General features: G+C 70.2%; 20 protein-coding genes. 19 read left to right on the forward strand and 1 reads right to left on the reverse strand.

All coding sequences use genetic code 11. From position 1 onward, the window contains the following. Positions 1 to 178 precede the first annotated feature (178 nt). The 3 genes from ACTWQA_RS40015 (at position 179) to ACTWQA_RS40025 (ending at position 3,056) form a co-directional block, all read left to right on the forward strand. Positions 179 to 1,090 carry a lantibiotic dehydratase C-terminal domain-containing protein gene (locus ACTWQA_RS40015; RefSeq protein WP_443164133.1) on the forward strand — a complete coding sequence of 304 codons (912 nt, stop codon included), beginning with the start codon at positions 179 to 181 and terminating at the stop codon, positions 1,088 to 1,090. Positions 1,091 to 1,366: 276 nt separating this feature from the next. Further along, positions 1,367 to 2,401 (forward strand): sensor histidine kinase, encoded by a 1,035-nt coding sequence (locus ACTWQA_RS40020; protein ID WP_443164134.1) that lies wholly within the window; start codon positions 1,367 to 1,369, stop codon positions 2,399 to 2,401. Then, positions 2,385 to 3,056 carry a response regulator gene (locus ACTWQA_RS40025; protein WP_443164135.1) on the forward strand — a complete coding sequence of 224 codons (672 nt, stop codon included), beginning with the start codon at positions 2,385 to 2,387 and terminating at the stop codon, positions 3,054 to 3,056. Before ACTWQA_RS40020 ends, ACTWQA_RS40025 begins: the two co-directional genes overlap by 17 nt. Before the next feature lie 40 nt (positions 3,057 to 3,096). Here the strand turns inward: ACTWQA_RS40025 and ACTWQA_RS40030 are convergent, their stop codons facing one another. Further along, on the reverse strand, positions 3,097 to 3,885 hold the full coding sequence (locus ACTWQA_RS40030) for an AfsR/SARP family transcriptional regulator (protein WP_443164136.1): 789 nt from the start codon (positions 3,883 to 3,885) through the stop codon (positions 3,097 to 3,099). Positions 3,886 to 4,098: 213 nt separating this feature from the next. Between ACTWQA_RS40030 and ACTWQA_RS40035 the strand changes: the two genes are divergently transcribed. From ACTWQA_RS40035 to ACTWQA_RS40110, 16 genes are all read left to right on the forward strand, one after another. Beyond that, complete coding sequence (locus ACTWQA_RS40035) at positions 4,099 to 5,046, forward strand: UbiA family prenyltransferase (protein WP_443164137.1); 948 nt, start codon at positions 4,099 to 4,101, stop codon at positions 5,044 to 5,046. Between the two features lie 110 nt (positions 5,047 to 5,156). Beyond that, on the forward strand, positions 5,157 to 6,845 hold the full coding sequence (locus tag ACTWQA_RS40040; protein WP_443164138.1) for an acetyl-CoA carboxylase carboxyltransferase subunit alpha: 1,689 nt from the start codon (positions 5,157 to 5,159) through the stop codon (positions 6,843 to 6,845). Then, on the forward strand, positions 6,842 to 7,336 hold the full coding sequence (locus ACTWQA_RS40045; protein WP_305917184.1) for an acetyl-CoA carboxylase biotin carboxyl carrier protein: 495 nt from the start codon (positions 6,842 to 6,844) through the stop codon (positions 7,334 to 7,336). The genes ACTWQA_RS40040 and ACTWQA_RS40045 overlap by 4 nt, the downstream gene beginning before the upstream one ends. 11 nt (positions 7,337 to 7,347) lie before the next feature. Beyond that, complete coding sequence (gene accC / locus ACTWQA_RS40050) at positions 7,348 to 8,718, forward strand: acetyl-CoA carboxylase biotin carboxylase subunit (RefSeq protein WP_443164139.1); 1,371 nt, start codon at positions 7,348 to 7,350, stop codon at positions 8,716 to 8,718. A gap of 45 nt (positions 8,719 to 8,763) precedes the next feature. Then, a complete protein-coding gene (locus tag ACTWQA_RS40055; protein ID WP_305917182.1) occupies positions 8,764 to 9,015 on the forward strand; it encodes an acyl carrier protein in 252 nt (83 codons plus the stop codon). A gap of 11 nt (positions 9,016 to 9,026) precedes the next feature. Continuing rightward, positions 9,027 to 10,079 carry a methyltransferase gene (locus ACTWQA_RS40060; protein WP_443164140.1) on the forward strand — a complete coding sequence of 351 codons (1,053 nt, stop codon included), beginning with the start codon at positions 9,027 to 9,029 and terminating at the stop codon, positions 10,077 to 10,079. 5 nt (positions 10,080 to 10,084) lie between these two features. Further along, positions 10,085 to 10,324 carry an acyl carrier protein gene (locus tag ACTWQA_RS40065; protein WP_305917180.1) on the forward strand — a complete coding sequence of 80 codons (240 nt, stop codon included), beginning with the start codon at positions 10,085 to 10,087 and terminating at the stop codon, positions 10,322 to 10,324. Between the two features lie 2 nt (positions 10,325 to 10,326). Beyond that, positions 10,327 to 10,779 carry an SRPBCC family protein gene (locus ACTWQA_RS40070; protein WP_327581127.1) on the forward strand — a complete coding sequence of 151 codons (453 nt, stop codon included), beginning with the start codon at positions 10,327 to 10,329 and terminating at the stop codon, positions 10,777 to 10,779. Between the two features lie 55 nt (positions 10,780 to 10,834). Beyond that, complete coding sequence (locus ACTWQA_RS40075; RefSeq protein WP_443164141.1) at positions 10,835 to 12,376, forward strand: AMP-binding protein; 1,542 nt, start codon at positions 10,835 to 10,837, stop codon at positions 12,374 to 12,376. Then, the gene (locus tag ACTWQA_RS40080) at positions 12,333 to 12,638 is read left to right on the forward strand and encodes a TcmI family type II polyketide cyclase (protein WP_305917177.1); all 306 of its coding nucleotides are present in this window, start codon (positions 12,333 to 12,335) and stop codon (positions 12,636 to 12,638) included. The genes ACTWQA_RS40075 and ACTWQA_RS40080 overlap by 44 nt, the downstream gene beginning before the upstream one ends. A 2-nt stretch (positions 12,639 to 12,640) precedes the next feature. Then, complete coding sequence (locus tag ACTWQA_RS40085; RefSeq protein ID WP_327581130.1) at positions 12,641 to 13,654, forward strand: methyltransferase; 1,014 nt, start codon at positions 12,641 to 12,643, stop codon at positions 13,652 to 13,654. After that, positions 13,654 to 14,064 carry a cupin domain-containing protein gene (locus tag ACTWQA_RS40090; RefSeq protein ID WP_443164142.1) on the forward strand — a complete coding sequence of 137 codons (411 nt, stop codon included), beginning with the start codon at positions 13,654 to 13,656 and terminating at the stop codon, positions 14,062 to 14,064. Before ACTWQA_RS40085 ends, ACTWQA_RS40090 begins: the two co-directional genes overlap by 1 nt. Further along, positions 14,061 to 15,332 carry a beta-ketoacyl-[acyl-carrier-protein] synthase family protein gene (locus ACTWQA_RS40095; RefSeq protein WP_443164143.1) on the forward strand — a complete coding sequence of 424 codons (1,272 nt, stop codon included), beginning with the start codon at positions 14,061 to 14,063 and terminating at the stop codon, positions 15,330 to 15,332. Before ACTWQA_RS40090 ends, ACTWQA_RS40095 begins: the two co-directional genes overlap by 4 nt. Beyond that, positions 15,329 to 16,552, forward strand: a complete 1,224-nt coding sequence (locus ACTWQA_RS40100) for a ketosynthase chain-length factor (protein ID WP_443164144.1) — start codon at positions 15,329 to 15,331, stop codon at positions 16,550 to 16,552. The genes ACTWQA_RS40095 and ACTWQA_RS40100 overlap by 4 nt, the downstream gene beginning before the upstream one ends. A 13-nt stretch (positions 16,553 to 16,565) precedes the next feature. Then, positions 16,566 to 18,185, forward strand: a complete 1,620-nt coding sequence (locus ACTWQA_RS40105; RefSeq protein WP_443164145.1) for an FAD-dependent oxidoreductase — start codon at positions 16,566 to 16,568, stop codon at positions 18,183 to 18,185. A 9-nt stretch (positions 18,186 to 18,194) separates the two neighbouring features. Then, positions 18,195 to 18,512 (forward strand): antibiotic biosynthesis monooxygenase family protein, encoded by a 318-nt coding sequence (locus tag ACTWQA_RS40110; protein ID WP_305917172.1) that lies wholly within the window; start codon positions 18,195 to 18,197, stop codon positions 18,510 to 18,512. Positions 18,513 to 18,523 lie beyond the last annotated feature (11 nt).

Here is an 18,523-nt window from a genome sequence, read left to right on the forward strand (position 1 = left end):
CGGCCTTGAGTGATCAGCGCCAGGATGCATCCACCCGTCGTCCGGAGGGGCCGCCGATGATGCCTGCTGTTTCCGCTGGAAGAGCGCGGGCGCGTAGGCCGGTGGCGTGTTTCCGGGAGTGCCGGGGGACAGGCGGGGGCGGCAGGCAGGCAGGGAGTCGGAGCGAGGGAGGTTGAGAGTGGATGAGGCGAGGTGGGTCAGTGCTCACGCCTTCTACCACGATGATCTCGACCAGCTGCTGGTGCACGCCGTGGCGCCGCTGGCCGCGGAGCTGACCGAGCGTGGGCTGGCGACGGACTTCTTCTTCCTGCGCTGCTGGGATGGGGGAAATCACCTCAGGCTCCGGATACTGCCCGAGCCGGCGGTCGAGCGGGGCGACGTCGAGACGCTGATCAGCGAACGACTCGGTGAATTCTTCGCCGCGCGGCCGTCCACGACCGCGGCCAGGCAGAAGGACTACGAGCGGATGGCGGCCCTGCTCGCGCGCCAGGAGCGGGTGTCGTCCTACTCTCGCAACCTTTATCCCGACAACTCGCTGCTGCTCGTGCCGTACCGGCGAGAGCACGGGCGCCACAGGGACGGTCCGGCGGTCCGGGCGGTGGAGCGCCACTTCGTCGAGTCCAGCAGGCTTGCGTTGGCCATGCTGGTGGGCGGCCTCACGCCGGGCGAGCGGGCCACGGCCGCGTACGCGATGACGTGCATCGCCTGGTTCACCTCCGTCCCCGAGCCGCAGCGGCTGGCCGAGCTGGTCAGGGCCTCCGGCAGGAGCGCCGAGCAAGTGGGCCTCCTCGACAAGGGCCGCGCACTCGAGTCCCAGCGGGAGCAGGCGATCACGCTGGCGAGGCGGATCCGGACGGCCGGAAACTCCGGGGCCCTCGCGACCTGGGCGCGGTCTGTCACCACGCTGCGTGAGACGCTGACGTCGCGGGGCGGGCGGCGCGATGCGGGCGGGAGCGCGTTCGCCGTCATGGACAGGTGCGCTCGCCTCCTCTGCAACCGGCTCGGTGTGCCCCTGGTCGAGGAGGAGTCCCTGCGCCACCTGGCGACCGAGGCCGTCGGGGCCCTGGCCAACGACGGGGCCACGGCATGACACGTGACTCGACGCCACAACCAGGGACTTTCCGACAAAGGTTGACACGGACCGGTTTGATGGACATGGTTTGACTCACGTGGCCATAAGTATCCAGACGGTAATCTGAAATTGGCTCATGTAAGACGGGGGCAGCACAGTTGTTGCACAGTCACTGGGTTGAGCCGCTGCGGATGGTTAAGTACGGGGTCAAACTATCCATTGGGGCGAATCGTGGGACGACTCGGGCCTAGCGGCGAGGTTCGATGGTTAGTGGCGGATTTGCTGGAGTCTTCCGTGGTGGAGGTCCGCACCGCATACGAGCAGGAGCTCAATAACGCGAATAGTTTACTTTTGCGTAACCCGGAGTCCGCCGAGCAGGTGCTGGCGAGTTGTACCAGCATCGTCGCCGACGTGGTTGAAGGGCTGCGCGACTCCGCGCCCACGACGAGGGGCGAGGACATCAGCAGGGAGATCGCCGTCACGCGGGCGCGGCACGGCGTGCACCCGACCGAGTCGCTGCGCGCGGCCGAGATCCTCTTCGAGGTGGTGCTGCGCTGGGTCGACCAGCGCCTCGGACCCGAGCGTGAGGACGCGAGGCAGGCCCTGGTCGAGCTCTCGCTGCTGTTGAGCAAGAGCATCGCGCTGCGCATCCGGGAGGCGTCGAGCTGGTATGCGAGCTTCCTGCTGCAGGAGATCCATCGCGTGCAGTCCGACGAGCGCGCCAGGCTGGCCCGCGAGCTCCATGACAGGGTGAGCTACGGGGTGACGGTCGGCCACCGGAACCTGGAGAGCCTCCAGCGCCGCGGCCGGAATCTCGATCCGGAGCACGTCCGGCGTTGCGTCTCCATGGTCCAACTCGCCTTGGAGGAGGCCATCGAGGCGATCCGAAAGCTCATCGGCGACCTGCGCGTGTCGGAGTCGGTGCCCAGCCTGGAGAAGGCGCTGCACTCCTTCCTGTTCGAGGCCGAGCCCGTGAGCGCGGTCGCGTCCGTGGTCGTCAACGGCGACGAGAGCTGGGTGGACCACCAGGTGCGGGACGAGGTGTTCCTGATCGTCAGGGAGGCACTGCGCAATGCCCTGGACCACAGCGGGGCCGGGCGGGTCCTGGTGCAGATCGACATCGCGCCGCACGAGCTCAGGGCCACGGTCGCCGACGACGGCACGGGCTTCGCCGCCACCGGCGCCAGTGATGGCGCCGGGCTGTCGATCATGGCGGAGCGGGCGGCCCTTCTCGGCGGGAACACGCTGGTCTCCAGCCGCATTGGCAAGGGCACGCGCGTGGAACTGACGGTTCCCCTGCTGAGGGACGGGAATGCCGGCACCTACTGATCAGATCACGGTCGTCATCGTCGATGACCACACGCTCTTCCGGGTCGGATTACGAGAGATCTTCCAGGACCAGGACGACATCGTGGTCGTGGGGGAGGCGGGTGACGGCGCCACCGCCGTCAAGCTGATCGCCGAGCTGCGGCCCGCCATCCTGCTGCTCGACGTGTCCCTGCCCGGGGAGGACGTCACCACCACGATGCGGGCCGTGAAGGCGGCCTCGCCCGGCACCCGGGTCGTCATCGTGAGCATGCAGGACGAGCCCAGGCTCATTCAGGAGCTGATCGCGCTCGGGGCGCGGGCCTACCTGCTGAAGAGCGCGAGCTGGCACGAGCTGATGGCGGCGGTCAGGATGGCGCACACCAGCTCCACCCGGGTTCTGCTGTCGATCTCCGAGGGGAGCGTGGCCGGAATGCGCGGCTCGGCCCGCGACGACCGGCCGCCGATCGGCGTGCTGTCCGCGCGGGAGATCGAGGTGCTCAGGCTCGCCTCGGCGGCCATGAGCAATGCGCAAATCGCCAGCAGGCTGCATCTCACCGAGGCGACGGTCAAACGCCACCTGCACAGCATCTTCACCAAGCTCGGCGCGGTGTCCAGGATCGACGCGGTGAGCAAGGCCATCTCGGCCTCGCTCATCCCGAGCTGGACCGACGAATGACCGGTAGCGCCTCCCCCGGGGGCGCTACCGCTCGGGTCGGTCAGCCGGCGAACTGCAGCTCGGGACCGGTGTCCAGACCGGTGGTCAGGATGGCCTGGTGCAGGTCCTGCAGCTCCCGGGAGGGGTCGATGCCGAGGTCCTGGTTGAGGATCGACCGCACGTTGCGATAGGCGTGCAGGGCCTCGCTGCGCCGTCCGCTCCGGCAGAGCGCCGAGATGAGCTGGGCATGGAACCATTCGTTGTGCGGATAGGTCGCGGCCAGCGCCTTGAGCTCGCCGACGAGCTCGCGATGCCGGCCGAGCAGGACGTCTGCCTGGATGCGCAGCTCCACAGCGCGCAGCCGCTCCTCTTCCCGGTGGACACCGTAGGCGCGCAGCAGCGATCCCTGGGAGACGTTGGCCAGGGGCGGCCCCGTCCACAGGTCGAGCGCCCTGCCGAGCTGGCGGGAGGCCTCAAGGTAGCGGCCCTCGGCCAGCGCCTTCCGCCCCTCGGCGAGCATGCGCTGGAAGGCGTATGCGTCCAGTTGATCGCCGTCGACCTGCAGGACGTAGCCGAAGGGCTTGGTCACCAGCAGCTCCCCCGCGGGGGTGGCCAGCCTCTCCCGCTCAAGGACCTTCCTGAGTTGGTAGATGTAGGTCTGAGCGGTGCTCTGTGCGGTCTTCGGCGGGTCCTCACCCCACAGCTCCTCGATCAAGGACTCGAACCCGACTATGCGATTGGCTCGGGAGAGTAACAAGGCGAGTACCTGGCAGACTTTGGGTGTTCTCGGAGTGAATTCTCGTTCCCCGTTCATCGCCGTCAGCGCGCCCAGAATCGTGAACCGAATCATTGGCACCTCATTCGTAGCGGAATGCCTGCACCTTAGATAGCGCGCCACGCCGGCGACAAGGCGGCCACATCGAAAGTACGGCAGGCAGCGCCGGTGGTATTACATCTTCCGTCCGGAGAATGTAGTCCTTCCGGGCGGCGACGCCGCGTCGTCGGCTAACCTTGGCACTACACCTCTTTTCCGTTCACGGCCGCCGCGCATACGGTCCGGAGCATGGGGGACAACACACCGAACCGAAGCGCAGCCCTTCGCCGAATCCCAGCCACCGCGATTTCCGATCTCGGCTTATGCCTGTCCGAGGCCCGCCCGATCGTCCAGATCATCTTCCTGTTCCGGTTCCTCACGGGAGCCGCGCTCGGCTACGCCGCGGGTGAGACCGACCTCGCCGCCGTCGGCTTCGGCGCGTTCACCTGGGAGTGCGCGGTCGTGTTCGTCTATCTCCTCAACGGGGCGACCGACGTGCTGGAGGACCGCATCAACGGCTCCCGCCGCCCCATCGCCTCCGGCGTCCTGCCCAGGCACGTCGCGCTCCGATACGTGCGGCTGACCGGCGTGGGGGCGCTGGCCGGGGGCATCGTCATGGGCTGGGAGTTCCTCGTGGCCGTCGTGATCTTCATGCTGCTCGGCTACCTGTACTCCGCGCCGCCGTTCCAGCTCAAGAACAACCCCGGCGCGACGATCGCCGTGGCCGCGCTCGGCGGGCTGGTGACCTACCTGGCCGGATCCGCCAGCGCCGCGTCTGCCAGCGCCGCGTCTGCCAGCGCCGCGTCCGGCGGCGGCCTGCCGGCGCTCGTCTGCGCGGGCGCGATGTCGCTGTGGATGGGCCTGGTCGGTGCCATCGCCAAGGACTTCGGCGACATCGACGGCGATCGTGCGGCGGGCCGCCGCACGATCGCCGTGCTGCTGGGCGACACCGCGGCGCGGCGGCTGGTCGGCCTGATCGCGCCGGCGCTCGGCGTGGCGTTCGTCCTCGCCGCCCTGCACGTGGCGCCGGTGCTCATCATGTCCGCCGTCGTGACCCTGCTGGGAGCGATCGTGGTGGCATGGTTCGCGCTGACCCCGGCCAGGGGTGACAGGAACGCCCTGCGCAGGCCGTACCGCGCCTTCATGACCACCCAGTACGGCTCGCATGCCGGGGTGGCGCTGGCCCTGACCGTGTGAGTGAGCACCGCCTCGGCCGGGCGTGGACGCGCCTCCACTCCGATCTGGATCGGTCCTGGAAGCCCGGCTCCTTCAATGTCGGCAACGGTCTCACGAAGCAGAGGTCAGATATGTCCGTCACACCGATCAGAGACACTCACGAGATCCGGTGGGGTAAGTGCCCAGGATGCGGCCGCCTGCTGTACCTCAAGCGGCTGGCCGGCAATCTCCATGTCTGCCAGGAATGCTCGCACCACTGGCGGCTGACCGCCAGGCAACGCATCGGGATGCTGGCCGACGAGGGCAGCTTCACCGAGTTCGACCACGAGATCGCCACACCGGACGACCCGCTCGGCTTCGCCGACCGCCGGCCGTACGCCGAACGGCTGGAGGAGGCGAGGAGGGCGACCGGCGAACGCGAGGCGCTGGTCAGCGGCACCGCGCAGATCGGCGGTCACCCCGTGGTCCTGGCCGTCATGGAGTTCTCCTTCATGGGCGGCAGCATGGGCGGCGCGGTCGGCGAGCTGGTGACCCGGGCGGCCGAGCACGCCGAGCGGACCCGGCACCCGCTGATCGTGGTGTGCGCCTCTGGCGGGGCGCGCATGCAGGAAGGCGCGGTGTCGCTGCTGCAGATGGCCAAGACCAGCCAGGCCTTCGCCCGCCTGGCGGAGGCCGGGGTGTTCTCGGTCTGCGTGCTCACCGATCCCACCTTCGGCGGTGTGTCGGCCTCGTTCGCCATGCTGGGCAGCGTCGTGGTGGCCGAGTCGGGGGCGCTGGTCGGGTTCGCCGGGCCCCGGGTGATCCAGCAGACCATCCGTCAGGAGCTGCCCCCCGGGTTCCAGAGCAGCGACTTCCTGCTCGAGCACGGGCTCGTCGACCGCGTCGTGCCGCGGGCCGACCTGCGCCCGCTGCTGATCAGGCTGCTGTCGCTGCACGCGCCGGCGGGCAGCGCGGACAAGCTCGCCGGGCCTGCCATCGTGCGCCGGCTGCCGGCCCCGGACGTCGATCCGTGGACGGTGGTGCAGCTGGCCAGGAACGCCGGGCGGCCGACCATGCTGGACTACCTGGAGGACGCGTTCGACGAGTTCGTCGAGCTGCACGGGGACCGCTGGTTCGCGGACGACCCGGCGATCGTCGGCGGGATCGCCAGGATCGGCGGACGCTCGGTCGTGGTCATCGGGCACCAGAAGGGCCACGACACCAAGGAACTGGTGCACCGCAACTTCGGCATGCCGCACCCGGAGGGCTACCGCAAGGCGCTGCGGCTGTTCGACCACGCCGAGCGCTTCGGGCTGCCCGTGGTCACGCTGGTCGACACGCCCGGCGCGTACCCGGGAGTGGAGGCCGAGGAGCGGGGCCAGTCCACCGCGATCGCGCAGATGATCATGCGAGCCAGCCTGCTCGACGTCCCCATCGTCGCGGTGGTGACCGGCGAGGGCGGCAGCGGCGGCGCGCTGGCGCTGGCCACCTGCGACCGGCTGCTGATGCTGGAGAACAGCTTCTACTCGGTCATCAGCCCCGAGGGCTGCGCGGCCATCCTGTGGCGCACCGCGGACTCCGCCATCGCGGCCGCGACAGCGCTGAAGATCACCGCCACCGACCTGCTGGAGCTCGGCATCGCCGACGGCGTGGTGCCCGAGCCACCCGGCGGTGCGCACACCGACCCGGCCGCGGCGGCGGCCAACCTGCGCCGGGCCGTACTGGAGCAGCTGGAAGAGCTCGCCGAGCTCGACGAGGCGACCCTGATCGCCACCCGATACCAGCGGATCCGGCGGGTCGGCAGTACCGAACACCTGCCTGAGGAGGCCTGGAGCGCATGAACGAGGAAGTCACCGGTGTCGAGGACCTGCGGGCGCTCTGGGCCGACGCCGCCGAGCTGGTCCGCAGCCAGCCGGGCAAGGTGCGCCGGATCGCGATCAGGGTCGTCGACCAGGTCGTCGAGATCGAGTGGCCGCAGGACGGCGAGCAGGCCGACGCCGGGCCGCGCCCGCCCAAGCCCGTCGTCGCCGCGACCGCGGAGCCGGTGGGGCAGGAGGAGGCCGCGGACAGTGCTCCCACGGGGCACGTGGTGACCGCGCCGCTGGTGGGGACCTTCTACCGGGCCCCGCAGCCGGGCGCCGCCCCGTTCGTCTCCGTCGGGGACGTCGTAGGCGTCGGCGAGACACTCGCGATCGTCGAGGCCATGAAGCTGATGAACAAGATCGACGCCGACGTGGCGGGCCGGATCGCCGAGATCTACCCGGCCGACGGCGAGCCGGTCCAGTACGACCAGCCGCTCGTGCGCATCGTGCCCGACGGCGACGCGGACTGACGGGGGCCGGTGTGTTCAGCAAACTCCTCATCGCCAACCGGGGCGAGATCGCCCTCCGCGTCGCCCGTGCCTGCCGCGAGCTGGGCATCGCCGTCGTCGCCGTGCACTCCACCGCGGACCGGGACTCGCCCGTGGTGCGCATGGCGGACCAGGCCGTGCACATCGGCCCGCCGCAGCCCAGCGCGAGCTACCTCAACATCGCCAACATCATCGAGGCCGCCCGCACCACCGGTGCCGACGCCATCCACCCCGGGTACGGCTTCCTGTCCGAGGATCCCGACTTCGCCGAGATCTGCGCACAGGAGGACCTGGTCTTCGTCGGTCCCCGCCCGGAGGTGATGCAGCAGCTCGGGAACAAGGCCACGGCGCGGGCACTGATGGCCGAGGCGGGCCTGCCCATGCTGCCGGGCACGATCGAGCCCGTCAGATCCGTCAAGGAGGGTGAGGCGATCGCCGCCGAGATCAGCTACCCGGTCATCATCAAGGCCGCCGCGGGCGGCGGCGGGCGCGGGATGACGGTGGTCCACGATCCCAGGGAGTTCGCCGAGGCGTTCACCACGACTCAGGCGACCGCCCACGCGGTGTTCCGCGACCCGACCGTCTACGTGGAGCGTTACCTCACCGGAGCGCGGCACGTCGAGGTGCAGATCATGTGCGACCTCGACGGCGAGGGCGTGCACCTGGGCGAGCGCGACTGCTCGATCCAGCGCAGGCATCAGAAGCTGATCGAGGAGGCGCCCTGCACCCGGCTGGACGCGCGGGGGCGCGCGGAGATCGGGGAGCTGGCCCTGCGGGGCGCGCTGTCGGTCGGTTACAGCGGCGCGGGCACCATGGAGTTCCTCCTGGACGACCAGGGGCGCTTCTTCTTCATGGAGATGAACACCCGGATCCAGGTCGAGCACCCGGTCACCGAGATGGTCACCGGCGTGGACCTGATCAAGGAGCAGATCAGGGTGGCCGCCGGGCTGCCGCTGTCGGTCAAACAGGAGGACGTCGTCCTCCACGGCGCGGCCATCGAGTGCCGCGTCAACGCCGAGGACCCGCGGCGCGGCTTCGCGCCCGCGCCCGGCCTGCTGGAGGTCTTCGAGCCGCCGGCGGGCCCGTGGACCAGGGTGGACTCGGGCTACACCGCCGGCATGCAGGTCAGCCCGTACTACGACTCGATGCTCGCCAAGCTCGTCGTGTGGGCCTCCACCAGGGACGAGGCGCTCGACCGCATGGACCGGGCGCTCGGGGAGTTCCGCATCGAGGGCCGCGGGGTCAGCACGACCCTCGGCTTCCACCGCGCGGTCATCGGTCACCCGATGTTCCGCGCCGGCACGCACGACCTGAAATTCCTGGAGCAATTCAACGCCGAGAACGGCGAATTCGATGGCCTATAACGACTCTGGATCGAGCCTTCGCCGGCCGCTCATAACGTCTACGCCATGAGGGAATTCACGTTAGCCGAATTCATCGAGCTCATGGAGACCCACGCGGGTGAGCCGGATGAAGGCCGACTGGACGACACCGTCATCGACGTTCTCTTCGAACAGCTCGGCTACGACTCCGTGGCCCTGCTCGAGGTTCTCAGCCAAATCAAGCATCAATACGGCATCGACCTCGCCGAAGAAATCCTGGGCGACGTGAAAACGCCCAGGCAGGCCCTGGACAAAATCAACGAGCTCATCAACGCCTAGGGAGGCACCCGGTGGCCACGCTCACCAACGACAAGGACCTCGTCCACAACGACCCCACCAGACTCCACGCCCAGCAGCTGCTGCTGCTGGCCTGCGGCGGCCGGCTCTCGCGCGTGGTCCATGTCCTCGCCGAGCTCGGGGTGGCGGACATCCTCGCCGACGGCCCGCTGCCGGTCGACGTCATCGCCAAGAAGGCGGGCGCGCACACCGACGCGCTGTACCGGATCCTGCGCAATGCCGCGTCCGTGGGCATCTTCGAGGAGGGCCCGGCCAAGGTCTTCCAGCTCACGCCGCTGGCCGACGGCCTGCGCTCGGACAATGGCGATGGTGTGCTGCCGCTCGTCAAGTACAACAACCTGGACCTGACGGCGCGGCCGTTCGACGAGATCATGCACAGCGTCCGCACCGGCGAGCCGGCCGTGGAGCGGGCGCTGGGCATGCCGTTCAACGTGTACCTCGAGAAGAACCCCGAGGTGGGGCTCTTCTTCGACGAGTTCATGTCCTTCTGGAGCCGTCAGTTCATCGAGGAGGAGCTGGAGCAGTACCACTTCGAGCGCTTCGCCAGCCTGGCCGACCTCGGCGGCGGCGACGGCTTCTTCCTCGCGCAGGTGCTGCGCCGCAACCCGCAGATGACGGCCTACTTGTTCGACTACCCGGACGTGGTGCGCAAGGCCGGGCAGGTGCTCGCCGACCACGGCGTCTCCGCCCGGGTCACCGTCGAGGGCGGCGACCTCAACCAGGCCGAGATCCCGGCCGGCCACGACGCGTACCTGCTCAAGGCCGTCCTGCACTGGATGTCGGACGAGAAGGCCGAGAACCTGCTGCGCAGGATCAGGGCGCAGATCGGCGAGACCGGCGCGCGGCTGCTGGTGTTCGACTCGGTGCTCGCGCCGGACAACAAGTGGGACCACGGCAAGTTCCTCGACGTGGACATGCTGGTGCTGTTCGGCGGGCGCGAGCGCAGCCTGGACGACTGGCGGACCCTGTTCGAGCGCTCGGGCTTCAAGCTGGTCCAGGAGCCGTCCGTTTACCACTGGACGCTCCTCGAGTGCGAGGCCGTGTGACCGCCATGACGACCGCGACCATCGATACGAACGCCCTGCGGCAGATCCTCACGGCCAACCTCGGCCTCGACGAGGACGTGCTGGACGACTCCTGGGACACCTCGCTCGCCGAGCTGGGCGTGGACTCCATCGGAGTGCTGGAGCTCCAGACGGTGATCGAGCAGAAGTACCGCGTGGCGCTCCCGGAGACGGCCGGGGAACTGAGCCCGGCCGAGATCTACGACCTTGTGGCGAATGGAGGATGACCATGGCCGGCAGCACCGACAACTCCGTCTGGATCGACGCGCCGTTCGACGTGGTGTGGAAGATCACCAACGACCTGCGCAACTGGCCCAGCCTGTTCACCGAGTACGCCTCCATCGACGTGCTCGAGGAGGAGGGCAACACGGCGACGTTCCGGCTGACCATGGTGCCCGACCCCGACGGCTCGATCTGGAGCTGGGTCAGCAAGCGCACCTGGGACAAGGCCAACAAGCGCGCCGCGGCCCACCGCGTGGAGACGGGTCCCTTCGAGTACATGAAGATCTACTGGGACTACGCCGAGGAGAACGGCGGCACCCGGATGCGCTGGCAGCAGGAGTTCGCCGTCAAGCCCGAGGCCCCCTTCGACCTGGCTTCCATCACCGACCGCATCAACAAGAACACCAAGATCCAGATGGCGGTCATCAAGGAGAAGGTCGAGCAGGCGGCCGCCGCCTGACGCCGAGCGCGGGCCTTCGGCGGCTGCCCGCCGGAGGCCCCGGCAGGAGACTCCCATGACACTTGATCGCACCCTGTACGACTGGTTCGCCGCGGCCGCGGCCGCGCACCCCCAGGAAATCGCCCTCCAGACGGGCGGCGACACGCTCACCTACGCTGAGCTGGAGGCGCGCGCGGCCGGGCTGGCCGAGCGGATCGTCGAGGTCAACGGCGGGGCTCCGGCCACCGTCGCTCTGCACGCCACCCGCGCGGCCGGTACCTACGCCGGTTACCTCGCCGCCCAGCGCCTCGGCGCCGTGGTGGTGCCGCTCAACCCGGCCTGGCCGGCGGCGCGCAACGAAGAGATCGTCACCGCGGCGGGCGCGGACATCGTCCTCACGGACGGATCCGACGTCCTGCGACGGCCGGGCACGGCCGAGCTCCGCGACGGCGTCGCCTACATCCTGTTCACCTCCGGCTCGACGGGCACCCCGAAGGGGGTCCCCATCAGCCACGCCAACGTGTCCGCCTATCTGTCCTACGTGATCCCGCGCTACGAGCTGGGGCCGGGCTGCCGGGTCACGCAGACGTTCGACCTGACCTTCGACCTGTCCGTCTTCGACCTGTTCGCCACCTGGGGCTCGGGCGCCACGCTGGTCGTGCCCACCCGAGGCGACCTGCTGGCGCCCGCCCGGTTCGCCGCCCGTGAGGGCATCACCCACTGGTTCTCCGTGCCCTCCCTGGTGTCGGTGGCCATCCAGCTCGGACGCCTGCCGGAAGGCGCCATGCCGGCGCTGCGCTGGAGCCTGTTCTGCGGCGAGCGACTCACCCTCGACCAGGCCCGCGCCTGGCGGGCGGCCGCGCCGAACTCCGTCATCGAGAACCTGTACGGCCCGACCGAGCTGACGCTGAGCTGCACCCAGTTCCGGCTCCCCGGCGAGGTGGAGAGCTGGCCCAGGCCGGCCAACGGGACGGTCCCGATCGGCACCCTCTACCCGGGGCACGAGGAACTGATCGTCGATGACGACGGCCTGCCCTCCGACCTGGGCGAGCTCTGCGTACGCGGTCCGCAGCGCTTCGCCGGATACCTGGACCCGGCCAGCAACAAGGGCAGGTTCGTCCGCTTCGACGGCACGCGGGCGATCGTCTGCGGCGACCTGCCGGCCGCCGGTCCCGACCTCTGGTACCGCACCGGCGACCTGGTGCGCAGGCAGGACGGCGGGCTGCTCCACCTGGGCCGCCTGGACCACCAGGTGAAGATTCAGGGATACCGCGTCGAGCTCGGCGAGATCGAGACGATCCTGCGCGCCCAGCCGGGCGTCGTGGAGGCCGTGGTGGTGCCCATGTCGGGCGGCGACGGGCGTACCTGGCTGGCGGCCGTGCACACCGGCGCGGACGCGGACGGCGAGGCCGGGCTCCTGGTGGCCCTGCGCTCCCGCCTGCCGAACCACATGGTGCCGCGCTCCATCAGCCGGCTGGACCGGATGCCGCTCAACACCAACGGCAAGATCGACCGCTCTGTCATCATCAAGCTCCTGGAGGACGGAAATGCAGCGGGCACTCCTCGTCATGAAAATGAGCCCGAGCGACGCGCCGCACGTGGCGCAGGCATTCGCTGATCACGACCGCTCGTCGCTGCCCACCGATATCGGGGCCGTGCGCCGCACGCTGTTCAGCTACCACGGTCTGTACTTCCACCTGGTCGAGGCCCCCGACGACCTCGACGGCGACCTCATGGACCGGATCTACGCCTGGCGCGGGCACCCGGTCTTCGCCGAGACCGCCGAGCGCGTCAAGCCCTACCTGACGCCCTACCTGCCGACGTGGCAGGGGCCCAGGGACTCCCGGGCCACCGAGTTCTACTGCTGGGAAGCGGAGTGATCATGGATCGTAAGCAGCTCTTCGGCATGATGAAGGCGTACCAGCAGACGAGCCTGCTGCGCGCCGCCGTCAAGCTGAACGTCTTCGAGCACCTGGCGGGCGGTCCCGTCACCCCCGAGGAGGTGGGCCGCGGCGTCGGCGCCGACGCGCGGGGCGCCCGGATCCTGCTGAGCGCGCTGGCCGCCGTGCGCCTCGTCGAGTCCGACGGCACCCGCTTCTGGCTCTCCGACGAGCACGCCGACCTGCTGGTCCCCGGCCGTCCCGACTACGCGGGCGGCATGGTGAACGTCTTCGCCAGCGACTGGGAGTGGGACGCGCACAAGCGCATCGCCGACGCCGTACGGCACGGCGGCACGGTGCTCGCCGAGAACGCGGAGACCGCCGAGTACGAGTTCTGGGAGGACTTCGCCCGCTACGCCAACGTGGTCGCGGAGCCGACGGCCGATCTGCTCGCCGACGCGCTCCAGCCGTGGGCGGCCGGCCGGGACGAGCTGAAGGTGCTCGACGTGGCCTGCGGCCACGGCATCTACGGCTACACCGTGGCCAGGCGCTACGAGCAGGCCCGCGTGTGGTCCCTGGACTGGCCGAACGTGCTGGACGAGGCGCACAAGCACGCGGTCAGGCTGGGCGTGGCCGACCGGGTCGAGCGCATCCCCGGCGACATGTTCGAGACCCCGCTCGGCGGGCCGTACGACCTGGTGCTGGTCACGAACGTGCTGCACCACTTCTCCGCCGAGCGCGCCGCCGACCTGCTGGCGCGGACCGCGTCCGCGCTCAAGCCGGACGGCAGGCTGGGCATCGTGGGCTTCACCACCTCGGGCAAGACGCCCGCGGAAGACCCCGCGCCCTACCTGTTCGACCTGCTGATGCTCGCCTGGACCACCCAGGGCGAGGTTCACTCGGCGGAGACGTACGAGCAGCTGCTGGCCAAGGCGGGACTGGAGATCACCTCCAACGAGCCCGTGGCCAAGCCGGGCATCGACTTCCATGTGCTGCTGGCCAAGCGGGCGGCGTGATGGCCAACAAGATCTCGTTGACGGACGTCACGCCGACCAGGCGCTTCGGCTGCGACATCCGGGCCCTGCTGACGCCCAACTCTGTCGGCTCCACCTCGGGCTTCCTCGGCACGATGAACCTGGCGCCAGGGGAGATCGTGGCCGCACACTACCACCCCTACTCCGACGAGTACTGGTTCGTCGCCGAGGGCCGGCTGTCGGTCCGCATCGACGGCGAGGAACTCCCCGCCGCGCAGGGCGATGCGTTGTTCGTGCCGCGCGGCAAGGAACACCGGATCGAGAACACCGGCGACGAGCCGGCGCTGGTGGTCTTCCACATCGCGCCGCTCGCCCCCAGCCCGGAGCTGGGGCACGTGGACGTCGAGCCGATGCCCTTCCCGGCCGCGCCCCCGCCAAAAGTGGGAGGATGATCGTGAAAAGAGCAGTCATCACCGGGATCGGCATGTGCGTTCCCGGTGGGGTCGGTCGCAAGGAGTTCTGGGAGTTCATCACCTCGGGCCGGACCGCCACCCGCCCGATCTCGCTGTTCGATGCCAGCCGGTTCCGCTCGCGCATCGCGGCAGAGGTCGACTGGGACCCGATCGCCGAGGGCTTCACCGAGCACGAGGTGGCCAAGTTCGACCGGGTGCTGCAGTTCGCGCTCTACTCCCTGCGTGAGGCGCTGGACGACAGTGGCCTGAGCGTGCAGCCCGTCGCCCCCGAGCGGATCGGCGTGGCCGTCGGCACCGCGATCGGCGCCACCATGAGCCTGGACCGGCAGTACGCGGCCACCAGCCACACGGGCGAGCGCTGGCTGGTGGACCACACCCGCGCCGACCCGTGGATCTTCGACTACTTCGTGCCCAGCTCGATGGCCAGGGAGATCGCCTGGCAGGCGGGCGCTGAGGGGCCGGCCACCGTGGTCTCGACCGGCTGCACGTCGGGCATGGACTCGATCGGATACGCCCTGGAGCTGATCAGGGAGGGCACGTCCGACGTCGTGATCACCGGCGCGTCCGACGCCCCGATCTCCCCGATCACCTCGGCCTGCTTCGACGCCATCAAGGCCACCACCCCGCGCAACGACGACCCGGAGCGGGCCTGCCGCCCGTTCGACATCACCCGCAACGGCTTCGTGCTGGGTGAGGGCGCGGCCATCGTGGTGCTGGAGGAGTACGAGCACGCCGTACGGCGAGGCGCGCACATCTACGCCGAGGTCGCCGGCTTCGCCACCCGATGCAACGCCTACCACATGACCGGCCTGCGGCCCGACGGCGCGGAGATGGCCGAGGCGATCACCGTGTCCATGGGCCAGGCCCGGGTCAACCCGGAGGACTTCGGCTACGTCAGCGCCCACGGCTCCGGCACCAAGCAGAACGACCTGCACGAGACCGCGGCGTTCAAGACGTCGCTCGGCGCCGCCGCCTACGGCGTGCCGATCAGCTCGATCAAGGCGGCGATCGGCCATGCGCTCGGCTCGGTCGGCTCCATCGAGCTGGCCACCTGCGCGCTGGCCATCGAGCACGGCGTGGTGCCGCCCACGGCCACCCTGCACGACCCCGACCCGGAGTGCGACCTGGACTACATCCCCCGGACGGCCAGGGAGGCGCGCGTCGACGTCGCGCTCAGCGTGGCCAGCGGCTTCGGCGGCTTCCAGAGCGCGGCGGTGCTGCGCGGCCCGAGGAGCTGGTCGGCATGAGTGGCACCACCCAGACGGCCACCAGGACCGTCGTCACCGGCCTGGGCGTGGTGGCCCCCAACGGCGTGGGCCTGGACGCGTACTGGGACGCGACGCTCACCGGGCGCAGTGGGCTGCGCCGCCTCACCCGCTTCGACCCGTCGCAGTACCCGGTGCAGCACGGCGGCGAGGTGCTGGACTTCACGCCCAGGCCGGCCGTGCCCGGGCGGCTGATGCCGCAGACCGACCGGGTCACCCAGTTCTCGCTGGCCGCGACCGGGTGGGCGCTGGACGACGCCGCCCTCGACCTCGCTGCGCTGGGCCTGTACGACGTGGGCATCGTCACCTCCAACGCCTGCGGCGGCTACGAGTTCGGCCATCGGGAGCTGCAGAAGTTGTGGAGCGACGGCCCGCACCGGGTCAGCGCGTACCAGTCGTTCGCCTGGTTCTACGCGGTGAACACCGGCCAGCTCTCGATCCGGCACAACGTCCGCGGACACAGCTCCGTGGTCGTCACCGAGCAGGCGGGCGGCCTCGACGCACTCAACCACGCCCGCCGCCTGCTGCGCAACGGCACACTCAAGGTGGCGATCGCGGGGGGCATGGAGGCGCCGCTGTGCCCGTGGGGGCTGACCGGGCAGATCCCGACCGGCCGGCTCAGCCGTGCGGGCGCCTACCTCCCCTTCCACCGCGCCGCGTCCGGCTACCTGCCGGGCGAGGGCGGCGCCATGCTCACCATCGAGGACGCGGAGGGCGCGCGGAGTCGCGGCGCCCACGTGTACGGCGAACTGGCCGGATACGCCGCCACCTTCGACCCGGCGCCGGGCACGGGGCGCCCGTCGGCGCTGCCGCGGGCCATCCGCGGGGCGCTCGACGACGCCGGGCTGGAGCCGGCCGACGTCGACGTGGTCCTGGCCGACGCGGGCGGGCTTCCCGAGCTCGACACGACGGAGGCCCGGGCGATCAGCGAGGTCTTCGGCCCACGTGGCGTGCCCGTGGCCGCGCCCAAGAGCCTCACCGGCCGCCTCTACTCGGGGGGCGGGCCGCTGGACGTGACCACCGCCCTGCTGATGATCCGGGACGGCGTGATCCCCGCGGTGCCCTATGAGAGCGACATTCCCGACGAGTACGAGATCGATCTGGTCGCCGGGGAGCCTCGGCGGCACCCGGTGCGCAACACCCTCGTCATCGCCCGCGGGAACGGGGGCTTCAATTCCGCCCTCGTGGTCCGGGCCGCCTAACTAAGGAGTCGTCATGGCAGACAGAGAAGTTTCCGTCCTGGTCGTCGGGGGCGGGCTGAACGGACTGGCGTCGGCCCTCTTCCTGAGCCAGCAGGGCGTGGACGTCCACCTGGTCGAGCGCAACGACAAGACGGCGCAGCTGCTGCGCGCGGCGGGCGTCAGCGCCCGCACCATGGAGTTGTTCCACAGCGTCGGGCTGGAGCCGGAGATCCGCGAGCGCGGCCTGCGGCTGATCCCCGGTGAGCACTGGACCGAGCCCCACTCGCCGGTCGACCTGCTGCCGCGGGCCATCCTGGGCGCCAAGCGGCTGTCCGACATCGGCAACGGCCGTGCCTTCGTCATGGAGGAGGGCACGGTCGAGGTGGCCGACGCCAGCCCCATGGAGCCCGCCTGGTGCGGCCAGGACCGGCTCGAGCCGATGATGATCCGCGAGGCCGTGCAGCGCGGCGCGCGGATCGAGTTCGGCACCGAGATGGTGTCCTACGAGCAGGACGCCGACGGCGTGACCGTCGTGGTGCGCACCCTGGCCACCGGCGCCGAGCAGCGGATCAGGGCCCGCTACCTGATCGCCGCCGACGGCGTGACCAGCCCCATCCGCGAGTCCCTGGGCATCACCAGGTCGGGCAACGGCACCATCGGCCACGTGCTGAGCATCCTGTTCGAGGCCGACCTGGACTCGGTGGTGGAGGGCCGCAGGTTCCTCATCGCGTACCTGCTCAACGAGGCCGCGGGGCTGCTGCACCGGTTCGACGAGACCCGCTGGGTCTTCGGCCTGTTCTTCGACCCGGAGCGGCACGCCGAGGCGGAGACGTCCAAGGACAAGGCGCTGGAGCTGCTGCGCACCGCGCTCGGCGAGCCGGACCTGCCCATCGACATCCAGCTCGTCAACCGCTGGCGGCTGGCCCACGACGTCGCCGACACCTACCGGTCCGGCCGGATCTTCCTGGTCGGCGACGCCTGCCACGTGCATCCTCCGGCGGGCGGCTACGGGGCCAACTCCGGCATGCAGGATGCCCACAACCTCGCCTGGAAGCTCGCCGCGGTGCTGCGCGGCTGGGCCGGCGAGAGCCTGCTCGACAGCTACGAGCAGGAGCGGCACCCGGTGGGCAAGGCGACCGCCGACCAGGCCTGGATCCGCCAGACCACCCGCAGCGAGGGCGACGGCGGGCACCCCGACCTGCGCAACTCCACCGTGATCAGCACCGGCTACCGCTATCCCGAGGGCGCGTTCGTCGGCGAGAAGGGCGGCGAGGCCCTGGAGACGGAGCTGCGCATCGACGGCCGTCCCGGGCTGCGGGTGCCGCACGTCTGGCTGGAGCGCGAGGGCGCCAAGGTGTCCACGGTAGAGCTGGCGACGGACACGTTCGTGCTGCTGGCCGCGCCCGACGGCGCCTCCTGGGCCGACGCCGCCACGGCCGCGGCCGGCGAACTCGGCATCCCGCTGTCCGCGTACCGGATCGGCACCGACCTCGCGGACGCCGAGGGCAGGTTCCTCCAGGTCACCGGCCTCACCCCGCCGGGGGCGCTGCTGGTGCGGCCGGACGGCTTCGTCGCCTGGCGCTCGCCCGGCGCCGCCGGGGAGCCGCGCGTCCTGCTCCAGGACGTGCTCGAGCAGATCACCGCACGGGCCTAGGCGCGCGCGATGGCGACCATCACGACGGACGAGAAGCACTACACGCTGATCAACATCTTCCGGGTGACCCCGGAGAACCAGCGGCGCATGTACGACATCATCCTCGACGCCACCGACGTGATCACCAAGTTCCCCGGATACGTGTCGGCGAACGTGCACCTCAGCGACGACGGCACCCGGGTGGTGAACTACGCGCAGTGGCGCACCAAGGAGGACTTCGACGCCATGCGCGCGCATCCCAGCGTCCAGGAGCACTTCGCGGCCTGCCGGGCGCTGGCCGATATCGAGCCGATCTTCTGCCACGTGGAGTACACGCACGAGGCCTGATGTTAAGGTGG

Origin of the sequence: Nonomuraea sp. 10N515B (assembly GCF_052245915.1) — a bacterium.
GTDB lineage: Bacteria > Actinomycetota > Actinomycetes > Streptosporangiales > Streptosporangiaceae > Nonomuraea.

Bases quoted from the DNA above. Each gene is read 5' to 3' on its own strand.
- ACTWQA_RS40025 (WP_443164135.1), top strand. From the start codon at position 2,385: ATGCCGGCACCTACTGATCAGATCACGGTCGTCATCGTCGATGACCAC.
- ACTWQA_RS40030 (WP_443164136.1), bottom strand. From the start codon at position 3,885: ATGATTCGGTTCACGATTCTGGGCGCGCTGACGGCGATGAACGGGGAA.
- ACTWQA_RS40035 (WP_443164137.1), top strand. From the start codon at position 4,099: ATGGGGGACAACACACCGAACCGAAGCGCAGCCCTTCGCCGAATCCCA.
- ACTWQA_RS40040 (WP_443164138.1), top strand. From the start codon at position 5,157: ATGTCCGTCACACCGATCAGAGACACTCACGAGATCCGGTGGGGTAAG.
- ACTWQA_RS40045 (WP_305917184.1), top strand. From the start codon at position 6,842: ATGAACGAGGAAGTCACCGGTGTCGAGGACCTGCGGGCGCTCTGGGCC.
- ACTWQA_RS40055 (WP_305917182.1), top strand. From the start codon at position 8,764: ATGAGGGAATTCACGTTAGCCGAATTCATCGAGCTCATGGAGACCCAC.
- ACTWQA_RS40065 (WP_305917180.1), top strand. From the start codon at position 10,085: ATGACGACCGCGACCATCGATACGAACGCCCTGCGGCAGATCCTCACG.
- ACTWQA_RS40070 (WP_327581127.1), top strand. From the start codon at position 10,327: ATGGCCGGCAGCACCGACAACTCCGTCTGGATCGACGCGCCGTTCGAC.
- ACTWQA_RS40075 (WP_443164141.1), top strand. From the start codon at position 10,835: ATGACACTTGATCGCACCCTGTACGACTGGTTCGCCGCGGCCGCGGCC.
- ACTWQA_RS40080 (WP_305917177.1), top strand. From the start codon at position 12,333: ATGAGCCCGAGCGACGCGCCGCACGTGGCGCAGGCATTCGCTGATCAC.
- ACTWQA_RS40085 (WP_327581130.1), top strand. From the start codon at position 12,641: ATGGATCGTAAGCAGCTCTTCGGCATGATGAAGGCGTACCAGCAGACG.
- ACTWQA_RS40090 (WP_443164142.1), top strand. From the start codon at position 13,654: ATGGCCAACAAGATCTCGTTGACGGACGTCACGCCGACCAGGCGCTTC.
- ACTWQA_RS40095 (WP_443164143.1), top strand. From the start codon at position 14,061: ATGATCGTGAAAAGAGCAGTCATCACCGGGATCGGCATGTGCGTTCCC.
- ACTWQA_RS40100 (WP_443164144.1), top strand. From the start codon at position 15,329: ATGAGTGGCACCACCCAGACGGCCACCAGGACCGTCGTCACCGGCCTG.
- ACTWQA_RS40105 (WP_443164145.1), top strand. From the start codon at position 16,566: ATGGCAGACAGAGAAGTTTCCGTCCTGGTCGTCGGGGGCGGGCTGAAC.
- ACTWQA_RS40110 (WP_305917172.1), top strand. From the start codon at position 18,195: ATGGCGACCATCACGACGGACGAGAAGCACTACACGCTGATCAACATC.